12 protein-coding genes are annotated in these 18,249 nt (G+C 71.8%); 1 reads left to right on the top strand and 11 read right to left on the bottom strand.

All coding sequences use genetic code 11. The features are described 5' to 3' along the window. Nucleotides 1–6: 6 nt before the first annotated feature. The 10 genes from J7E88_RS29080 to rsmI all read right to left on the bottom strand — a co-directional run bounded on the left by J7E88_RS29080 (nucleotide 7) and on the right by rsmI (nucleotide 13,524). The gene (locus tag J7E88_RS29080) at nucleotides 7–1,848 is read right to left on the bottom strand and encodes a PQQ-binding-like beta-propeller repeat protein (protein ID WP_215186325.1); all 1,842 of its coding nucleotides are present in this window, start codon (nucleotides 1,846–1,848) and stop codon (nucleotides 7–9) included. Between the two features lie 67 nt (nucleotides 1,849–1,915). Continuing rightward, nucleotides 1,916–3,319, bottom strand: a complete 1,404-nt coding sequence (locus J7E88_RS29085; protein ID WP_308307646.1) for a PQQ-binding-like beta-propeller repeat protein — start codon at nucleotides 3,317–3,319, stop codon at nucleotides 1,916–1,918. A 538-nt stretch (nucleotides 3,320–3,857) separates the two neighbouring features. Further along, a complete protein-coding gene (locus J7E88_RS29090; protein WP_215186329.1) occupies nucleotides 3,858–5,666 on the bottom strand; it encodes an ABC-F family ATP-binding cassette domain-containing protein in 1,809 nt (602 codons plus the stop codon). Nucleotides 5,667–5,709: 43 nt separating this feature from the next. After that, nucleotides 5,710–7,023 carry an acyltransferase gene (locus J7E88_RS29095; RefSeq protein WP_215186330.1) on the bottom strand — a complete coding sequence of 438 codons (1,314 nt, stop codon included), beginning with the start codon at nucleotides 7,021–7,023 and terminating at the stop codon, nucleotides 5,710–5,712. 607 nt (nucleotides 7,024–7,630) lie between these two features. Then, on the bottom strand, nucleotides 7,631–8,530 hold the full coding sequence (locus J7E88_RS29100) for a 4-(cytidine 5'-diphospho)-2-C-methyl-D-erythritol kinase (protein ID WP_215186332.1): 900 nt from the start codon (nucleotides 8,528–8,530) through the stop codon (nucleotides 7,631–7,633). Beyond that, entirely contained in the window at nucleotides 8,527–9,387 is an 861-nt protein-coding gene (rsmA, locus tag J7E88_RS29105) for a 16S rRNA (adenine(1518)-N(6)/adenine(1519)-N(6))-dimethyltransferase RsmA (protein WP_215186334.1), read from the bottom strand. Before rsmA ends, J7E88_RS29100 begins: the two co-directional genes overlap by 4 nt. Beyond that, a complete protein-coding gene (locus J7E88_RS29110; protein ID WP_215186362.1) occupies nucleotides 9,384–10,628 on the bottom strand; it encodes a resuscitation-promoting factor in 1,245 nt (414 codons plus the stop codon). Before J7E88_RS29110 ends, rsmA begins: the two co-directional genes overlap by 4 nt. Nucleotides 10,629–11,123: 495 nt before the next feature. Next, nucleotides 11,124–11,993, bottom strand: a complete 870-nt coding sequence (locus tag J7E88_RS29115; RefSeq protein ID WP_215186336.1) for a TatD family hydrolase — start codon at nucleotides 11,991–11,993, stop codon at nucleotides 11,124–11,126. A 50-nt stretch (nucleotides 11,994–12,043) separates the two neighbouring features. Beyond that, complete coding sequence (locus tag J7E88_RS29120) at nucleotides 12,044–12,517, bottom strand: hypothetical protein (protein WP_215186338.1); 474 nt, start codon at nucleotides 12,515–12,517, stop codon at nucleotides 12,044–12,046. Nucleotides 12,518–12,666: 149 nt separating this feature from the next. Then, on the bottom strand, nucleotides 12,667–13,524 hold the full coding sequence (gene rsmI, locus J7E88_RS29125) for a 16S rRNA (cytidine(1402)-2'-O)-methyltransferase (RefSeq protein ID WP_215186340.1): 858 nt from the start codon (nucleotides 13,522–13,524) through the stop codon (nucleotides 12,667–12,669). 61 nt (nucleotides 13,525–13,585) lie between these two features. Between rsmI and J7E88_RS29130 the strand changes: the two genes are divergently transcribed. Then, complete coding sequence (locus tag J7E88_RS29130) at nucleotides 13,586–15,313, top strand: dolichyl-phosphate-mannose--protein mannosyltransferase (RefSeq protein WP_215186342.1); 1,728 nt, start codon at nucleotides 13,586–13,588, stop codon at nucleotides 15,311–15,313. 195 nt (nucleotides 15,314–15,508) lie between these two features. Here J7E88_RS29130 and J7E88_RS29135 read toward each other — a convergent pair whose 3' ends face one another. Then, nucleotides 15,509–17,914 (bottom strand): ATP-binding cassette domain-containing protein, encoded by a 2,406-nt coding sequence (locus tag J7E88_RS29135; RefSeq protein ID WP_374196336.1) that lies wholly within the window; start codon nucleotides 17,912–17,914, stop codon nucleotides 15,509–15,511. Between the last annotated feature and the right edge of the window lie 335 nt (nucleotides 17,915–18,249).

Below are 18,249 nucleotides of genomic sequence, written 5' to 3' on the forward strand. Positions count from 1 at the left end.
TCGCAGTCACTGGCCGAAGGCCATCATGGTCTTCGTCTCCTTCTCCTCCTTGTCGTTGCTCGCGCTCACCCGCCCGCTGGCGATGAAGAAGCGGCCGTCGGCGTAGGCCGTCCTCGGCGAGTAGAAGGTGTTCTCGATCTGCGCGGTCGATGCCGGGTGCTGGAGCAGCGTCTTCGGCGCACCACCGGTGGCGGCGATCGTGGCGACCGTGCCGCCCTTGTCGTAGGAGGCGCCCATGTAGACGAGGACGTTGCCGCCCTCCATCCGCAGCGGCGTCATCTGGCGCTCGGCGGGGGCCTTGGAGCGCCACTTGGCCTTTCCGGTGCCGAGGTTGAAGGCGACGACCTCGTTGGCGGTGCCGTAGCCGGTCTCGGTGGCCATGTAGAAGGTGTTCGCGTCGGCGGCCACGCCGGTGCAGCCCTCGAGGTTCTGGCCGAAGACGACGAACGAGCCGCCGCAGCGCGGCTGGAACTTGTCCTTGCCGCCATCGATCTGCGAGCGGAGCTTGCCGTTGTCCGTCAGCGCGATGATCGACCACTTCTTCGGCTCACGCTGGGTGATGGAGACGACCAGCGGGCTCGCCGAGTAGACCTTGTCGACCTCCCACCCCTCAGGCGTGTTGTAGGTCCACTTGACCTTGCCGGTGGCCGGGTCGATCTCCTGGAGCTGCTGCTTGGGCTTGTCGTAGTCCGAGGTGGGGCAGCTGGCGCCGGCCAGCAGCCGCGGCCCGCCCGCGAAGGCGAACGGCTTGCAGTCGCCCGTCGGCTTGCCGAAAAGCTGCTTGCCGTCCGCGAGGGAGAAGCCGTAGGAGTTGCCGGTGCCGCCGACCGCGAGCGTGTTGCCACTGATGGCGAGCGTGAAGTCGGACAGCGAGCTGAAGGCGCCGGACGCCTTGGGGATCGACTTCTTCCAGCCGGCCTTGCCCGTCGTGAGGTCGACCATCTGCAGGTCCTTGCACTTGGCCTTGTCGGTCAGACCGTCCTCGACGCCGAAGACGATCTTCCCGTCGGCGGAGGCGTTCGCGGGCGCGGAGCACACCTTGGTGCTCACCGGCACGCTCCACTTCTTCTTGCCGTCGGTCACCGAGTAGCCGGCGATCTCGCGGTACATCGCCTTGACGACGGTGTCGCCGACGACCCACGGACCGAACACATCGGCGCCGTTGCGCGGCAGGTCGACCTCGTTCTTGGTCAGGAAGAGGACCTTGGCCTCGCCGTCCTGGCGCCCGGCGTTGAGGTCTTCCTCGCCGTCTTCGGCACCGCCGTCACCATTGCCGTCGCCCTGGTCGACGCTCGCCGAGCCCGTCGGCTTCGGGTCGTCGCTGGACTTGCTGACGCTCGGCTTGTCCTCCTTGTCGTCGCCGGCGACGGCGAAGTACGTGCCACCACCGACGACGAGCAGCGCGGCGGCCGACGCGGCCACGATGATGCCGGTCTTCCCCTTGAAGAAGTTCCCCGGGCCGCCGGACGGCGGAGTCGGCGCGCCGGGGTACTGCGGCTGCGTCGGGTAACCGCCGTACGGGCCGGGCTGGTTGTACGGGCCCGGCTGCTGGGCGTACGGCCCGGGCTGCTGGTACGGCCCCGGCTGCTGCGACGCGTACGGGCCGGGCTGACCCGCCTGCGGGTAGCCGTAGCCGGGCTGCGGCGCGGGGGGCTGTCCCCCTGGGCCCTGCGGCCCGGAAGGCGCCCCCAGCGGAGAGCCGTAGCCGGGAGCCTGGGGCGCGCCCGCGGGCGGCGCCGGCGGGGCCGGTGGCATCTGGGGCGGCTGGGCGGGCTGCTGCGGCGCACCCTGGGGATCCTGGGGAGCTCCGAAGCCCGGCTGCGGTGGCTGGTTCGGCGGCTGCGTCATGGCGTACTACCTCTGGAGTGTTCAGTGCGAGTAGGGGTGGGGGACGTCCGGATGACCCAGACCGCGTTCACTTGCCGAAAGCCATCATGGTGTTCGTCTTCTGCTCCGCCGTGTCGTCCAGCGCCCTGATCAGGGGGACGAGGAGGAAGAGTCTGCCGTCCGCGAAGACCGCGCGTGCCTCGGAGAAGCCTTCGGCGTCCGTTTTCGGGAGCTTGAGCAGGACCTTGCGCTCACCGCCGGCCGGGGCGACGGTCGAGACCGCGCCGCCCGCGTAGATCGAGGGACCGATGTGGTGCACCACCGTGCCGTCCTCGGCGGTCAGGGGCGTGATGCTGCGTTCGTCGCCCGGCGACGAACGCCCCGTGGCCCGGCCGGTGTCGAGGTCGAACGTCACGACCTCGTTGGCGCTGCCCTTGGTCGCGAGGTACACCGCCGCCCCGTCGGCGGCGGCGCCCGCGCACCAGCCCTGGATCTCGCCGCGCAGCAGAATCGTTCCGCTTCCGCAGCGGGGCTCGAACTCGTCTTTGCCGAACACGATCTGCGAGCGCAGCCGGCCGGCGTCGGTGAGGACCAGCACCTTGCGGTCGACGACCTCGCCCGCCATGTCCTCTTTGTGGGCGAAGAAGGCGAGCGGGGCGACCGAGAAGACCTTGTCGACCTTCCAGTCGGCGTCCAAAGCGTACCGCCACGCCGGCCGGCCGGTGACCGGGTCGATCCCCTGGATCTCCTGCCTGACGACCTCGTCGGCGGCCGTCGGACAGTCGGCCGCGGCGATCAGCCGGGAACCGCCGGCGAACGCGAACGGCACGCAGCCGGAGGACGACTTGCCGAAGAGCTGCCTGCCGTCGGTGACGGAGTAGCCGAAGGAGGTGTCGGTGCCGACCGCGGTGACCGTGTTCCCGCTGAGCGCGAGCACCAGGTCGGAGAGCGCGGTCATGCCCTTGGGCTTGGGCACGGCCGTGCGCCAGCCCGCCGTGCCCGTCTTGGCGTCGATCATCCGCAGGACGCTGCAGTCGGACTTCGACGAGTGGCCGTCGAGCACACCGATGACGATCTTGCCGTCGGGCGAGTGCTGGGGGGCGGCCATGCAGATGTCGGAGTCGAGCTTGACGGTCCACTTCTTGGCACCGTCCGTCACCGAATAGCCGGTCACCTCGCGGTACATGGCCTTGACGACGGTGTCGCCGACCACCCACGGCCCCTGTGCCCAGGCGCCGTCGCCGGGCACGTCGGCGTCGTTCTTCGTCACGAACAGGACCCGGGCCTCACCGGCCCTGCGCTGGGCGTTCAGGTCCTCGGCCGCGTCCTGCCCGCCGGACGCCGTGGGTGAGCCGGACGGCTTCGGGTCGTCTCCCGACGCGCCTGCGGTGGGCGAGGACTTCTTGCCGTCACCGCTCGACACCGCGTAGGTGACGCCGCCCGCGACGAGCAGTGCGGCCACCGCGGCGACGGCGATGGCGACGCGGCCCACCCGGCGCGGCCGACCCGTCGGGGGCTGAGGCTGGGGCTGGGGCTGCGTCGGGTACGCCCCGTAGGGGGACGGTGTGCCGTACGGTCCCGGCCCGCCGTACCCGTTCCCGTACCCGGGCGCAACAGGTGCTGGAGGGGTCTGCGGCGCCTGGGCGGGCGGAGGGGGATACGCACCCTGCTGCCCCTGATCCTGCGCAGCGCCGAACGCCCCCTGCGGCCAATGCCGATCGGACGGCTGAGTCATCAGCGCCTCCCCCCTGTCTCCTGCGGTCCGCTGCCGGGCTCCCCCCACGTCTTTCGGCGCGGTCGTACCCCCACCCCCGTGGTCCGGGCGGGCGCGGTCAAGCACCCCGACCCGGAGAGGAGTTGATCGGACGTTTTCCGTCGTATTGCATTCGGTCGAACTCAGTCGAGCGCGCTTCTTTGTATCACCCACGCCGAACGCGGAACGGGCTCGGTCCACCCCTGTTCCCAAGGGAGGACCGGCCCGTGATGCTGTTGTTACGCGGTTTCCACGGCTTCTCTACGGGTGGTGACCCCTAGGCGTCTTCCGCCAGCTCGAGCCAGCGCATCTCCAACTCGTCCCGCTCACCCGCCAGTTCACGCAACTCGGCGTCCAGCTTCGCCACTTTCTCGAAGTCTGTCGCATTGTCGGCGATTTGGGCGTGCAGCTTGGTCTCCTTGTCGGAGATCTTGTCGAGCTGCCGCTCGATCCGCTGCAGCTCCTTCTTCGCCACACGCGCGTCCGCGGCCGACTTCTCCTTGCCCGCGGCCGTCGCCGGGGCGGGCGGCGGCACGGGCGCGGACGCCTCGACCATGCGCGCCCGGCGCTCCAGGTACTCGTCGATCCCACGCGGGAGCATCCGCAGCGCGCCGTCGCCGAGCAGTGCGTACGTGCGGTCCGTCGTCCGCTCCAGGAAGAACCGGTCGTGGGAGATGACCACCATCGAACCCGGCCAGCCGTCGAGCACGTCCTCCAGCTGGGTCAGCGTCTCGATGTCGAGGTCGTTCGTGGGCTCGTCGAGGAAGAGGACGTTCGGCTCGTCCATCAGCAGACGCAGCAGCTGAAGGCGGCGCCGCTCGCCACCGGACAGATCACCGACCGGCGTCCACTGCTTCTCCTTGCCGAAGCCGAACTGCTCGCACAGCTGGCCGGCGGTCATCTCCCGGCCCTTGCCGAGGTCGACCCGGTCGCGGATCTGCTGCACCGACTCCAGCACCCGCAGCGCCGGGGGAAGTTCGGTGACGTCCTGCGACAGGTAGGCGAGCCGCACGGTCTTGCCGACAACGACGCGGCCGGCCGCGGGCTGCTTCTCGCCCTGCGTACGGGCGGCTTCGGAGAGCGTGCGCAGCAGCGAGGTCTTGCCCGCGCCGTTGACACCGACCAGGCCGATGCGGTCGCCGGGGCCGAGCTGCCAGGTCAGATGCTTCACCAGCACCTTGGGCCCGGCCTGGACGGTCACGTCGTCCAGGTCGAAGACCGTCTTGCCGAGCCGGGCGCCGGCGAACTTCATCAGCTCGGAGGTGTCGCGCGGCGGCGGCACGTCGGCGATCAGCTCGTTGGCGGCCTCGATGCGGTAACGCGGCTTGGACGTACGGGCGGGGGCGCCGCGCCGCAGCCAGGCCAGCTCCTTGCGCATCAGGTTCTGCCGCTTGACCTCCTCGGTCGCGGCGATGCGCTCGCGCTCGGCCCGGGCGAAGACGTAGTCGCTGTAGCCGCCCTCGTACTCGTACACCGCGCCGCGCTGCACATCCCACATGCGGGTGCAGACCTGGTCGAGGAACCAGCGGTCGTGCGTCACGCAGACGAGCGCCGAGCGGCGCGCCTGCAGATGCTTCGCCAGCCAGGCAATGCCCTCCACATCGAGGTGGTTGGTGGGCTCGTCGAGCACGATCAGGTCCTGATCGGCGATGAGCAGCTTGGCGAGGGCGATACGGCGGCGCTCGCCGCCGGACAGTGGCCCGATCACGGTGTCGAGGCCCTGCGGGAACCCGGACAGGTCGAGCCCGTCGAACAGCCCCGTCAGCACGTCGCGGATCTTGGCGTTCCCGGCCCACTCGTGGTCGGCCAGGTCGCCGATGACCTCGTGCCGGATGGTGGCCTCGGGGTCGAGCGAGTCGTGCTGGGTGAGCACGCCGATGCGCAGCCCGCCGCTCTGGGTGACCCGTCCGGTGTCGGGCTCCTCCAGCTTGGCGAGCAGGCGGATGAGGGTGGTCTTGCCGTCGCCGTTGCGGCCGACGACGCCGATGCGGTCCCCCTCGGACACGCCGAGGGAGACGGAGTCGAGCAGGGCACGAGTGCCGTACACCTTGCTGACTGCCTCGACATTGACGAGGTTGACGGCCATTTCTCTCCTGCCAGGGGGAACGATCGACCCCCCAGCCTACTTGTCACAGGCGGCTGCCCCGCCCGGCCCTTTCCACCAGCAGCCAGCCGCCGAGCGCCATGGCGACGGCCGCGGGCGCGCTGACCGGCACGGCGACCAGCACCGCGGTCCGTCCCTCCAGCAGTCCGCCGAAGCCGACCATGGACAGGCCGAGGATGCCGAACAGGCACAGCGCGATCCCCGTGGCGGCGATCGGACCGGTGCCCGGAACCGGTGCAGCGGCGGCCGGCCCCGGCCTCTCGAAGCCGCGGAAGAGGGCCACGAGCAGGGCGGTCACGACGACGGCCGCGGCGATCCGGAACGGGACCTCCGCCCACCAGGCGGCGGTCGCGGGCTCCGTCGGCTCCAGGCCCGCGGCCGTCGTCGCCGCGTACACGCCGAGCATGGCGGTCAGATGCCACAGGAACGCGGTCATGGCGATCCCGTTCGCGGCGACCACACCCCGCCAGACGCGAGGACGCCGCAGCAGGCGGGCACCCGGCCCCTTCAGCAGCTCGACGGCACCGACCAGCCAGAGCCCGTGGCACAGCAGGGCGAGGGTGGGCGGAGCCATGTTCGAGACCTTCTCGCCGGGCATGCCGACCATGGAGAGCGGATACGGCCCCAGAGCGACGAGCGCCGCGGCCCCGGCGAGACCGGCGGCCGCGAGCGCGGCGGGCGCGCGGAGGCGGCCGTCGGCCCGCAGGAAGCCGAGCTGATGGACGGCGAGCCAGACGAAGGCGAAGTTCAGGAACTCGACGAAGGGCACGTCCGCGGCGAACCGCAGCACATCCACGGCGGCCGCGGCCCCGGCGAGCGCCCCGAAGGCGCCCCATCCCCATCGCTCGTGCAACCTGAGCAGCGGTGGGGTGAACGCGACCATGGCGAGGTAGATCCCGATGAACCACAGCGGCTGTGCGACGAGCCGCAGCGCGACGCCCGTCATGCCACCGCCTCCGCCGAACAGCTGCACGACGAGCGCGGCGGCGCCCCAGACGAGGACGAAGGCCATGGTGGGCCGCAGCAGCCGCCGCAGGCGCCCGCGCAGGAAGACGGAGTACACGGACCGGTCCGGGTGCCGCCGCCGCAGCGACCGGTACGACAGCGCGTGCGAGAACCCGCCGACGAAGAAGAACACGGGCATGACCTGGAGGAGCCAGGTCAGCACCTGCAGCCGGGGCACGACGGCGAGCAGATTCCCGACGCCGTCGTCGGTGACGGCGGCCATGAGCCAGTGCCCCCCGACGACGACGCCGAGCGAGGCGACGCGCAGGAGGTCGACGTAGCGGTCACGGGTGACGGGGGTGCGCTCTGCGAGCACGCGGAGGTCTGTGGCCATGCAGGTCACGGTGCCGCCGGGGCCGCGCCGCACGGTAGGGCGCTCGTACTCAGTCGGGCGTGAGTACGGGGGCCGCCTGCGGCGGGCTTGCCCCGTCATCCGGGCCCGGCATGACTGTTGCCCTCGCCGAAGGGATGGCCTGCGGTGGTGTCACCGGGCCCGAGGGGGTGCTCTCGCCAGACGCTGATCAGAGGCCCGACCACCGCCCGGCCGGGCGCAGTGCCCGCCCGCGTTCGGGCGGCAGGCCTGCACAACGTGGATGCGCGCGAACGGGCCCACTGCCGAGGCCGGCCCCGATCAGCGTCCCCGCCGCCGTACGGCCTGGCGGCCGAGGGGCCCCGGCGAAGCCAGGGGGCGCCACCGGGGCTTCGCCCCACACCCGTATCACCCTCCGGGCGGTGTCCTCGCACTCCCCTGGCCTCCGGCCGGGGGACCAATCCCCCGGCCGCCGGCCGTAGGGGAGTGTGAGGCGCACGGGTTCGGCGGGTTCCGCCATGCCCGCAGGGCGCAGGGGAAGGAGCCCCCGTCACGGGAAAGAGCGGGGCAGGGAAACGGCCCCCTGCAGCGGCCGACCCTCAGGCCGCAACCACGGTCGCGCGGCCGACCCTCAGGCCGCGACCACCGTCGCCCCCGCCGCAGGACCCGTCGCCACCCGGGCCGCGCGGCACGTGCCCGACGACATCAGCGCCGATGCCACCGCCTCCGCCGCGTCCTCGTCCTTCGTCAGGAACGCCGTCGTCGGGCCCGAGCCCGACACCAGCGACGCCAGCGCGCCCGCCGACATGCCTGTCGACAGCGTCGCCGCGAGCGATGGGCGCAGGGAGAGCGCCGCGGGCTGGAGGTCGTTGACGAGCGCGTCCGCGAGCGCCGCCGCGTCGCCCGTGCGCAGGGCGGCCGACAGCGCGGGCGAGGCGACGGGATCGGGCACGGCGACACCCGCGTTCAGGCGGTCGAACTCCCCGAACACCACCGGCGTCGACAGCCCGCCGTCCGCCATCGCGAACACCCAGTGGAACGTCCCGCGGACCTCCAGCTCCGTGAGCTGCTCGCCGCGGCCGGTGCCGAGCGCTGCCCCGCCCACCAAACTGAACGGCACGTCGGAGCCCAACTCGGCGCAGATGGAGAGCAGTTCGTCCCTCGACGAGCCAAGTCCCCACAGCACGTCGCACGCCAGCAGCGCGCCCGCGCCGTCCGCGCTGCCACCCGCCATGCCGCCGGCGACCGGGATGTCCTTGGCGATGTGGATGTGCACGTCGGGCGAGATCCCGTGGCGGGCGGCCAGGAGCTCGGCCGCGCGGGCCGCCAGGTTCGTACGGTCCAGGGGGACCTGGTCGGAGCCGGGGCCGGTGCAGGTGATCGTCAGCGAGGGGGCCGGGCGGACGGTCACCTCGTCGTACAGGCCCACCGCGAGGAACACGTTGGCGAGGTCGTGGAAGCCGTCGGGGCGCACCCCGCCGACCGCCAGCTGGACGTTGACCTTCGCCGGCACCCGTACGGTCACGCTCACTGCTTCGCCTCCGCGATCCGCGCGAACTCCTCCACCGTCAGCGCCTCGCCGCGCGCCTGCGGCGAGACTCCGGCCGCCACCAGCGCCGCCTCCGCGGCGGCGGGTGATCCGGCCCAGCCCGCGAGCGCGGCCCGCAGGGTCTTGCGGCGCTGCGCGAAGGCCGCGTCGACGACCGCGAAGACCTCCTGCCGGGAGGCCGTCGTGGCGAGCGGCTCCTTGCGGCGCACCAGCGACACGAGGCCGGAGTCCACGTTGGGGGCGGGCCAGAAGACATTGCGGCCGATCGCGCCGGCCCGCTTGACCTCGGCGTACCAGTTGGCCTTGACGGACGGGACGCCGTACACCTTGTTCCCCGGGCGGGCGGCGAGCCGGTCGGCGACCTCCGCCTGGACCATGACCAGGGTGCGTTCGATCGTCGGGAAGCGCTCCAGCATGTGCAGCAGGACCGGGACGGCGACGTTGTACGGCAGGTTCGCGACGAGCGCGGTGGGCGGCGGCCCGGGCAGCTCCTGGATGTGCATGGCGTCGGAGTGGACGAGCGAGAAGCGCGACGCCTTCTCGGGCAGCCGGGCGGCGATCGTCGTCGGCAGGGCCCCGGCGAGCACGTCGTCGATCTCGACGGCGACGACCCGGTCCGCGGCCTCCAGCAGCCCCAGGGTCAGCGACCCGAGCCCGGGGCCCACCTCGACGACCACGTCGTCGGGCTCGACCGCGGCCGTGCGCACGATCCGGCGGACCGTGTTGGCGTCGATGACGAAGTTCTGGCCGCGCTGCTTGGTGGGGCGTACGCCCAGCGCGGCGGCCAGTTCGCGGATGTCGGCGGGGCCGAGGAGTGCGTCGGGATCAGTGGTGCTCACCGATACAGCCTACGGCCGCAGTGCGGCCACGGACTCGCCCCCCGTTGCACATACAGCTTCTTCGCCCGGTACGTCTGCTCTTCGGGAGAGGCGTCCTGTGGGCGTCCGCTGCCGCCCAGTGAGCGCCAGGTCCCGGTGTCGAACTGGTACAGCCCGCCGTAGTTCCCCGACGGGTCGACCGCGCCGGGCCGGCCGCCCGACTCGCAGTGGGCCAGGGCGTCCCAGTCCAGGCCGTCGGCGCCGCCCACGGACGAGGGGAACTGCCGGGTGCCGACCCGGACCCGCTCGGTGACCGGCTCGCGCACGACCTCGTCCGAGAGCTTGCGCGGCTTCTGGCGTACGCCGTTGACGCTGCGCAGCGCGTAGGTGATCCGGCGCACGCCCGGCGCGCCCTGCCGGACGACGACCTCGGTCCCGGTGAACAGGGACGGGTCGCGGGCCCTTTCGACCGTGTACGGGATGGGCTCCTCGCCCACCTTGCGGGTCCCGGTGATGCGCATGACGGTGATGGTCTGGCCGTCGCGCGGAAAGCTCTCGGGCGGTACGGACGTGGTGTCCTGGGCGCGCAGTTCGATGCCGGCCTGGGCGAGCGCCTCGCGCACGGTCGCCGCGTTGGTGCGGATGCGGTGCTCGCGCCCGTCGGCCATGAAGGTCACGGACCGCTCGGTGCGCACGTCGAGTGCGAGCCCGGAGCGTGGAACCGCCGAGGAGCGCGAGACGGACACGAACGCGCCCGCCGCCCGGACACCGAGCTGGCGCAGCGCCTCCTCGACCGTGCGGGCGGTGGTCCACACGGTGCGGCGGTGGCCGTCGAGGCTGAGGACGAGGGGACGGCCGTAACGGACGAAGACCTCGTCGCCGTGGTCGAGGTCCGCGCGCGGGCCGGGGGCGACGATGTCGTGCGGTCCCACGGCAAGGCCTTCGTCGTGCAGGAGTTCGTGGACGTCGTCGGCGAAGGTGTGCAGCTTGCTGGGTACGCCGTCGACGGTCAGCCGTACGGACTTGTCCGCGGCGACGAAGGCGGACGTCCCGCCGGCGAGGAAGGCGACGACGAGAGCCTGCGGGACGAGCCGGCGCAGGGTGTCGGGCCGCTCGGCGGGGCGCCGCCGCCGCCCGCGACCGCCGGTACCGGGTACGCGTCCGCCGGCGGCGGGAGCATCGCGCGGCGGCTCCGCCGCCGGGGACCGGCGCGGCAGCACGGGCGGCTCCGCGCCGGCGGCGCCGAGGTCCAGGTACGGCAGGGTCGGCGCGTAGGCGGCCGCGAGCCGGACGTCGACAGCGGTCGGCGCATAAGCGTCCGCGAGCCGGACATCGACGGCGGTCGGCGCATAAGCGTCCGCGAGCCGGACATCGACAGCGGTCGGCGCGTAGGCGTCCGCGAGCCGGACATCGACAGCGGTCGGCGCGTAGGCGTCCGCGAGCCGGACATCGACAGCGGTCGGCGCATGGGCGCTGTCGTACGCGCCCTGCGGGCAGGCGGCCGCCTGGCCCACCTTCCTCACCTGGCCCGTCAGGGGCGGCCCGGCCTGCACGGCGTCCCACGCGGCGGGTGCCTCCTTCCGACGGAACGCTCCACGGCCGCCGCGTGCGGCACGGTGACTGCCCTGCGCATTGCTCACGACGCTCCATGGGGTCCGGCCCGACACGTGGCAACGGACAGTATCGGAGCGTTCGTCACTCTCCAAAGCAGCGCGAACACACACAGTCGTGAGAAAACTCAGGTGCGCCCGATCCGGTCAGTAGCCGAATGCGCGCGCGGTGTTCGCGGCGATCGCCGAGGCCAGCGTGTCCTCGTCGAGTCCCTTGACCGCGGCCATCGCCCGCAGGGTGAGGGGAATGAGGTAGGGCGCGTTGGGCCGTCCGCGGTACGGAGCCGGGGTGAGGAACGGCGCGTCCGTCTCGACCAGGACGAGTTCGGCGGGTGCCACGGCGAGCGCGTCGCGGAGCGGTTGGGCGTTCTTGAAGGTCACATTGCCGGCGAAGGACATGAAGTAGCCCGCGGCGGCGCAGACTTCCGCCATTTCCGCGTCACCCGAATAGCAGTGGAACACGGTGCGTTCGGGCGCGCCCTCCTCGGCGAGAATGCGCAGCACATCCGCGTGGGCCTCGCGATCGTGAATGACGAGGGCCTTGTCGTGCCGTTTCGCGATCTCGATATGGGCGCGGAAGGAGCGTTCCTGGGCGGCCATGCCCTCGGGGCCCGTACGGAAGTAGTCGAGGCCGGTCTCGCCGACGGCCTTCACCTCGTCCAGGGCGGCGAGCCGGTCGATCTCGGCGAGCGCGTCGTCGAGCGCGGCGTCCCCGCCTGCCTCGCGGGCCCCCTGCCGGGACCAGCCTGCAGGGTCGCCGAGGACGATCCGCGGCGCCTCGTTGGGGTGCAGCGCGACCGCGGCGTGGACCTCCCGGTGCGCGGCGGCGGTCTCCGCGGCCCAGCGCGACCCCTTGATGTCGCAGCCCACCTGGACCACGGTCGTCACGCCCACCGCGGCGGCCCTGGCGAGGGCCTCCTCGACGGTGCCGTCCTGCATGTCCAGGTGCGTGTGCGAATCGGCGACCGCCACCCCGAGCGGTTCGGGGAGCGGCGGCGGTGCGGACTTCGAGCTCATGGGCGCGATCCTACGAGGCGCCCGCCCGCGGGCTCACATGCGGTGGCGGCTCACTTGCGGTGGTGGAACGGGTGCAGGAGACGGGAGGGGTGCCAGCGGTGGTGAGATTCGGCTGCCGGTGCGTCGGCCTGTGCGTCTGCCTTCGTCGACCCGGCCTCGGAGGTCTCCTTCACGGGCGTGTCCGCGTGCGCACGGGGGACGTCCCAGCCGGGGAAGGGTCCGGTGATCGAGACGGGCGTCCTGACGACGTGGGCCCCGCCCTGCCGCTCGTGCTCCGGTCCGTGGGCGGACGAGACCTGGCCGGCCTGCATGATCCGTACGACGTGTCCTCCGCAGTTGACACAGGTCGGGCTCGACAGCGGCGAGGGAACCCGCTGCCCGTCCGCCTTGTAGACGACGAATCCCTGGCCGGTGTTGTCGACGTGGTGCTCGATCTCGTACGACTGCTCCCAGCCGTACCCGCAACGCATGCAGGCAAAGGCGTACGCCTCGTGGACCTTGGCGGTGCCCGTGATCTCACTCATGCCAGCTCCTTTCCACTGGTCCAGTGGACGCCTCTTCCGGCGGGAGCGCATCAGCGCCTGTCGACAAATGGTGCGGGCTTTGGTATTTCCATGCACAACGAGGCAGGACACGGTCTGCGCTTTGCCTTTTACGATATCCCTTTACCCTCTCAAGAAGCCGGTCGAGCCGCATTCTTTGCCGCGACGACGGCATCGAACACCTCGCGCTTGGGCAGACCCGCCTCGGCCGCCACCGCGGCGATCGCCTCCTTGCGCCGCTCTCCCGCCTCCTCGCGCACCTGCACCCTGCGCACCAGCTCCCCGGCGTCGAGCTCGGCGGGCCCGGCCTCCGGAGCGCCCTCGACGACGACGGTGATCTCTCCGCGCACACCTTCGGCCGCCCAGGCGGCCAGCTCGCCGAGGCCGCCGCGCTTGACCTCCTCGTACGTCTTGGTCAGCTCGCGGCAGACCGCCGCACGCCGGTCGGCGCCGAAGACCTCGGCCATCGCGGCGAGCGTGTCGTCGAGGCGGTGGGGGGCCTCGAAGTAGACGAGGGTGCGCCGCTCGGCCGCGACCTCACGCAGCCGGCCGAGGCGCTCACCCGCCTTGCGCGGCAGGAAGCCCTCGAAACAGAACCGGTCGACCGGCAGCCCCGACAGCGCGAGCGCGGTGAGGACCGCCGATGGCCCCGGCACGGCGGTGACCTTGATGTCCTGCTCGACGGCAGCGGCGACCAGCCGGTAGCCCGGGTCGGACACGGACGGCATGCCCGCGTCGGTGACCAGCAGCACCCGCGCGCCGCCCACGAGAGCCTCGACCAGCTCGGGGGTGCGCGCGGACTCGTTGCCCTCGAAGTAGGAGACGACGCGCCCCTGCGTGTGCACACCGAGGGCCTGGGTGAGGCGGCGCAGCCGCCGCGTGTCCTCCGCGGCGACGATGTCGGCGCCCGCCAGTTCGGCGGCGAGCCGCGGCGGCGCGTCCGCCACGTCACCGATGGGGGTCCCTGCGAGTACCAGCGTTCCAGTCACAAAGCCATCCTCCCAGGACGGCAGGCACCACTCGCACAGCCGGGTTCCCTACGATGGCGCGGTGACCAGTACCGCGCCACAGACCCTCGAGGGCAAGGACGCCGGCCAGCCGCCACCCGGCTGGCAGCAGCGGCTGCGCCGTTTCGGCTACACGCCCCGGCCCGTGATCGGCCTGCGCGAACGCCTGGTGCCGCCGTACACCCGCCCCTCGGGACGGCTGTGGGCAGTGCTCGGCATCCGGCCGGGCGACGTGGGACCGCTGCTGATGATCGCCGCCTGGGCCGGCCCGATCCTGGTGGCGCTGCTGGCGGGCCTGCTGCGGTTCTGGAACCTCGGCACGCCGCATGCGGTGATATTCGACGAGACGTACTACGCCAAGGACGCCTGGGCGCTCGTCAACCAGGGCTACGAGGCGAGCTGGCCCAAGGACATCGACAAGACGATCCTCAAGGACGGGTCGGCCGTCCCGATTCCCGACGACCCCGGATATGTGGTGCATCCGCCGGTCGGCAAGTGGGTCATCGGGCTCGGCGAGAAGATGTTCGACTTCACGCCCTTCGGCTGGCGCTTCATGGTCGCCGTGCTCGGCACCCTGTCGGTGCTGATGCTGTGCCGGATCGGCCGGCGGCTCTTCCGGTCGACATTCCTCGGCTGCCTGGCGGGTCTGCTCCTCGCCGTGGACGGGCTGCACTTCGTGATGAGCCGCACGGCGCTGCTGGACCTGGTGCTGATGTTCTTCGTGCTCGCGGCGTTCGGCGCGCTGCTCCTGGACCGCGACCGGTCACGGCGCAGGCTCGCCGCCGCGCTCCCGCAGGACGCGGACGGAGTGCTGCGCCCGGACGCCCAGGTCGCCGAGACGCTGCGCCTGGGCCTGCGCCCGTGGCGGCTGACGGCGGGCGTGATGCTGGGCCTGGCGGCGGGCACCAAGTGGAACGGCCTGTACATCATGGCCGCGTTCTGTGTGATGAGCGTGCTGTGGGACGTGGGCGCACGACGCACGGCGGGCGCGGTGCGGCCGTACGCGGCGGTGCTGAAGAAGGACCTGGTCCCGGCGTTCGTCTCGACGGTGCCGGTCGCGCTGGCCACGTACATGGCGTCGTGGACGGGGTGGCTGGTCACCGACAAGGGCTACCACCGGAACTGGGCGAGCACCGGGGACGGCCGGGAGAGCAGCTGGGGCTGGCTGTTCCCGGACTGGTGGCGCAGCTTCTGGCACTACGAGAACCAGGTGTTCGACTTCCACATCGACCTGACCTCCGGCCACACCTACCAGTCGAACCCGTGGAGCTGGCTGGTGCTCGGCCGCCCGGTCTCGTACTACTACGAGGACCCGCCCGCCGGCATGCGCGGCTGCCCCGAGGGCACGGCCGACAAGTGCGCGAGCGAGGTCCTGGCGCTGGGCACGCCGCTGCTGTGGTGGGCGGCGTGCTTCGCACTCTGCTACGTCGTGTGGCGCTGGCTCTTCCGCCGCGACTGGCGCGCGGGCGCGATCCTGTGCGCGTTCCTGGCGGGCTGGGCCCCGTGGCTGCTGTACCAGGAGCGGACGATCTTCCTGTTCTACGCGGTCGTGTTCGTGCCCTTCCTGTGCCTGGCGGTGGCGATGATGATCGGCGCGATGCTGGGACCGCCGGGCACGGACGAACGCCGCCGCGCGGTGGGCGCGATCGGGGCGGGCGTGCTGGTGCTGCTGATCGTGTGGAACTTCATCTACTTCTGGCCGATCTACACGGGCACCCCGATCCCCATGGAGGACTGGCACGGGCGGATGTGGCTGGGCACGTGGGTGTAGCAGCGACGACGACGGGCCCGGCACCTCTCGGTGCCGGGCCCGTCTTGGTCGTCGATGTTGGTCGGCAGGCTCCTGGGGCGCCGTTCGGCGGCCCACGGACGGCCCGCAGGGCCGCTGGCGATGGCTCTGTGTGAGCCAGTGAGCGACGCGGCGACCGGTGTCCGTTCTCATGAACAGAGCCAGAGAGGGCCTCGGTCACGTGCCGACGTAGGCCGCGAGGTGCTCGCCGGTGAGGGTGGTGCGGGCGGCGACGAGGTCGGTGGGGGTGCCTTCGAAGACGATCCGGCCGCCGTCGTGGCCGGCGCCGGGGCCGAGGTCGATGATCCAGTCGGCGTGCGCCATGACCGCCTGATGGTGCTCGACGACGATGACCGACTTGCCGGAGTCGACGAGCCGGTCGAGCAGGCCGAGCAGCTGCTCGACGTCGGCGAGGTGAAGGCCGGTGGTCGGCTCGTCGAGTACGTAGACGCCGCCCTTCTCGGCCATGTGGGTCGCCAGCTTGAGCCGCTGCCGCTCGCCGCCGGACAGCGTGGTGAGCGGCTGGCCGAGGCTGAGATAGCCGAGCCCGACGTCGGCGAGCCGGTCGAGGATGCGGTGCGCGGCCGGCGTGCGCGCCTCGCCTGCGCCGAAGAACTCCTCGGCCTCGGCCACCGACATCGCGAGCACCTCGCTGATGTCGCGGCCGCCGAGGTGGTACTCCAGCACCGATGCCTGGAACCGCTTCCCCTCGCACTCCTCGCAGGTGGTGGCGACGCCGGCCATCATCGCCAGGTCGGTGTAGATGACGCCCGCGCCGTTGCAGGTGGGGCAGGCGCCCTCGGAGTTGGCGCTGAACAGCGCCGGCTTCACGCCGTTGGCCTTCGCGAACGCCTTGCGGATCGGGTCGAGCAGTCCGGTGTACGTCGCCGGGTTGCTCCGCCTGGAGCCGCGGATCGCGCCCTGGTCGATCGACACCACGCCCGCGTCGGCGGCGTCCCGCTGTCGACACAGCGACCCGTGCACGAGCGAGCTCTTGCCGGAACCGGCGACGCCGGTGACGACGACAAGCACCCCCAGCGGGACGTCGACGTCGACGCCCTGCAGGTTGTTCGCCGTCGCGCCGCGGATCTCCAACGTGCCGGTGGGCTTGCGCACCGTCTCTTTGAGGGCGGCCCGGTCGTCGAAATGGCGGCCGGTGATGGTGCCGCCGGCCCGCAGCCCCTCGACGGTGCCCTCGAAGCAGACGGTGCCGCCCGCCGTGCCGGCGCCGGGGCCGAGGTCGACGACGTGGTCGGCGATCGCGATCGTCTCGGGCTTGTGCTCCACGACGAGCACTGTGTTGCCCTTGTCCCGCAGCCGCAGCAGCAGGTCGTTCATCCGCTGGATGTCGTGCGGGTGCAGCCCGATGGTGGGCTCGTCGAAGACGTAGGTGGTGTCGGTGAGCGAGGAGCCGAGGTGGCGGATCATCTTGACGCGCTGCGCCTCGCCGCCCGACAGCGTGCCCGACGGCCGGTCGAGCGAGAGATAGCCGAGGCCGATCTCCGTGAACGAGTCGAGGGTCTGCTGCAGCGCGGTGAGCAGCGGCGCCACCGACGGCTCGTCGAGGCCGCGGACCCAGTCGGCCAGGTCACTGATCTGCATCGCGCAGGCGTCGGCGATGCTGATGCCCTTGATCTTCGACGACCGGGCCCCCTCGCTGAGCCGGGTGCCGTCGCACTCGGGGCAGGTGGTGAAGGTGACCGCCCGGTCCACGAACGCGCGGATGTGCGGCTGCATCGCCTCCCGGTCCTTGGCGAGGAAGGACTTCTGGACCTTGGGTATCAGCCCCTCGTAGGTGAGGGTCACGCCCTCGACCTTGACCTTGGTCGGCTCCCGGTGGAGGAAGTCCTGCATCTCCTTCTCGGTGAACTCGCGGATCGGCTTGTTCGGGTCGAGGAAGCCCGACTCGGCGTAGACCCGCACGGTCCAGAAGCTGTCCGACTTCCAGCCGGGGATGGTGAACGCCCCTTCGGCAATCGACTTGGAGTCGTCGTAGAGCTGGGTGCGGTCGATGTCGGAGACCGCGCCCCGGCCTTCGCAGCGGGTACACATGCCGCCGGTGCGGGTGTAGGTGGCTTTCACGGCCGTCTTGGCACCGCGCTCGACGGTGATCGCACCGCTCGCCCGGACGGAGGGGACGTTGAAGGAGTACGCGCCGGGCGAGCCGATGTGCGGCTGCCCGAGCCGGCTGAAGAGGATGCGCAGCATCGCGTTGACGTCGGTGACGGTGCCGACCGTGGAGCGGGGGTCGGCACCGATCCGCTGCTGGTCGACGATGATCGCGGTCGTCAGCCCGTCGAGTACGTCGACGTCGGGCCGCGCCAGCGTCGGCATGAAACCCTGTACGAAGGCGCTGTAGGTCTCGTTGATCAGCCGCTGCGACTCCGCGGCGATCGTGTCGAACACCAGCGAGCTCTTGCCCGAGCCGGAAACGCCGGTGAACACCGTCAGCCGGCGCTTCGGGAGTTCGACGCTGACGTCCTTGAGGTTGTTCACGCGCGCGCCGTGTACGCGGATCAGATCGTGGCTGTCGGCAGCGTGCGGCGCAGGCGACTGCGTGTCCGTCCTCGGGGCCATGCTCATCGTGTCTCCATCTGTCGGGCGGGGCCGCCTTCGCGGTCCCCGTCGGCGTCGCCTGGCTCGATCTGACCGGCTTCGAGCGTACGTCCGGTTCTCTTTCGCTTCGGCCCGTGGAGCCCCCCCGGCTCCGGCCACGCGTCGTGGACGGCGCGGCGTCGGACCAGCCAGCGGCCGTCTCGCATCAGATCGCGGCAGGGCAGCCCCGCGCTGGGCCTGGATGCGGCGCGGGAGATGCGGAACCAGCGGTACGGGGTGGCGAGCGTACGCGGGTCGAAGCCGGTGGGCGCTGCAAACCGGCCATCCCGCTCCCGCGGCAGCGCGTCGATCCGGAGCGTCGG

Source organism: Streptomyces sp. ISL-10 (assembly GCF_018614575.1).
Classification (GTDB): Bacteria; Actinomycetota; Actinomycetes; order Streptomycetales; family Streptomycetaceae; genus Streptomyces.